The following is a 1,976-nucleotide window of genomic DNA, read 5'->3' on the forward strand; positions in this document are numbered from 1 at the left end:
TCACTTCGGCCTCGAGCACATAGCGCACGCGCTCGATCAGGCCAGCTTCCTCACCCGGGATTTCACCCTTGATCCGCGGCGCGCGGATATTGAGCTGGCCGCCGGTGGCGTTAGGCTCGAAATCGATACTCGCGCCTTCCAGCCAGGGAGCGCTGTCGCCCTCCACGTTGAAGTCGAAACCATCGCAGACGATGGTCCATTCCTGCCCGGTCAGCTCGTCGGGCTCGGCAAACTCCAGCTCGCAATTGGCCGCCGGCGTACCCGGGGCGGTCACGCGCAGGCGGATGCTCAGCCCTTCGATGCCCTGCTGCGAAAGCAGGCGCAGGAAGTGCCGTTGCGCGCGTTCTGAAATGTCGATCATGTCTACTCCAGCTGAAACACCGGCCTGGCCGGGAATACAGCACCATTTTAGTCCTATTTTGCGTCGCCTGCCCGGCTTTGACTTTTCCTGGCGTAGCTTCGACGCTTCGCACCTTTCTCTCACGACGGACGATTCGCCATGAACCTCAGCCAACTCGCCAGCCAGCACTGCACGCCGCGCAAGGGCAAGGAACACGCGCTGGACGCCGCCAAGCTCAAGGAACTGCTCGCCGCGCTGCCCGGCTGGAAAGTCACCGACGACGGCAAGGCCATCGTCAAGGATTTCAAGTTCCCTGACTTTCACCACACGCTCGGCTTCATCAATGCGGTTGGCTTCATGGCCAATCAAGAGGACCACCACCCCGACCTCGAAGCCGGCTACGGTCACTGCCAACTGCTGTGGTCGACCCATGATGTCGGCGGCTTGTCGATGAACGACATCATTTGCGCGGCGCGCGTCGACGTTCTGCTCGAGCGTTGAACTCAGCGCACTCCACGCTGCGCCTGCTTCCCGTTGCGGGTTTCCTCGCAGCGGTAGCGGTGCTGCTGTGGTGCATGGCGGCGCTTTCCGGCTGGATCACGCGCGGCCAGTTGATTCACCAGGCCAGCCACGATGTCGCCACGCTGCGCGCTGGCAGGCCTCTATGGGAGTGGCGGCTGCGTTACCCCTCCGATCTGGTGGCGAGCCGCGTGTTCGGCGCGGCCGAGCTCGCCGCCACGCCCGACGGACTGGTGATCACCAGCCGCGACGGCACGCCGTTTGAAGTCGGCCTGCCGCTGGCCGGACCGATCGACCTCGCGCACTGGCCCGTGCTGCGCATCGACGTGCAGGGCAACCGCGAGGGCGTGCTGGACGTGAGCTATCAGCCGACTGAGTCGGGTACACCGTGCTCCGCCGATCGCGCCGCCATGATTTCGACCAAGACGGCCTCGTTGTCCATCGATCTGGCGAGCCAGGCGTGGCGGGCTATCGATGGCGCGCCCTGCGGCGCTCCGGACGTAGTGGCGTATCTGCTGCGGCTGCGGGTGACGATCCCGGCGGGAGCGACGCTCGCCCTGCATCGGGCCGCACTGGCCTCGCCCGAGCCCGTCTCGCTGCCGCCCAAGATCGACCGCCAGATGGCCGACATCCGCTTGCTCGGCTCCGAATCCTCGGTCAACTGGACCCCCACACCCCAGCAACTGGCCAGCTACCGAACACCAATGGTGCGATTGCCGGAAGGCGCTACCGCGGAAGCCATGCTGTTGTGGCGGGACCGGGTGCGCCAGTTCTGGCCGGCGGCGATCATTCTTCCGTTCGGGCAGGCACTGCCGCGCGCAACATCGAACCATATGCCGACCTGGCTCGATGCCGGGGTGGCTGCGCTTTATCTCGCGTGGCTGGCCTGGCTGGCCATCCGGCAGCGTCCGGGCGTGGTGCGGCCATGGACCGAAGTGGCCGCGATCGCCTTCGGTCCACTTTGGCTCATCGCCGGATTGCGCTGGGGACCGGGAGCGTCCATCCCGGGCATCACCGCCTTTCTGGCGGCGCTGGTCTATGGCGGCCAGAGCGAATGGCGCCGACGGCCGGTGGAATGGGGCTGGCTCGGACGAAGCTGGTCCGATTGGATCTATCC

At 65.9% G+C, this 1,976-nt stretch carries 3 protein-coding genes; 2 read left to right on the forward strand and 1 reads right to left on the reverse strand.

Going from position 1 to position 1,976, the window contains the following annotated elements; translation table 11 throughout:
- Positions 1–361, reverse strand: a 361-nt coding sequence (locus AC1DMG_RS21840) for an iron-sulfur cluster biosynthesis family protein (protein ID WP_477181123.1), incomplete at its 3' end; no start/stop codon positions are given.
- A gap of 138 nt (positions 362–499) precedes the next feature.
- On the opposite strand from AC1DMG_RS21840, the gene AC1DMG_RS21845 reads away from it, so the two are divergent.
- Both AC1DMG_RS21845 and AC1DMG_RS21850 read left to right on the forward strand, forming a co-directional pair.
- A complete protein-coding gene (locus tag AC1DMG_RS21845; RefSeq protein WP_477164469.1) occupies positions 500–841 on the forward strand; it encodes a 4a-hydroxytetrahydrobiopterin dehydratase in 342 nt (113 codons plus the stop codon).
- Positions 838–1,976: hypothetical protein (locus tag AC1DMG_RS21850; RefSeq protein ID WP_477181124.1), on the forward strand; the 1,139-nt coding region annotated here is incomplete at its 3' end. The genes AC1DMG_RS21845 and AC1DMG_RS21850, both read left to right, overlap by 4 nt.

The sequence above is a fragment of the Dyella sp. 01N36 genome (assembly GCF_056399745.1).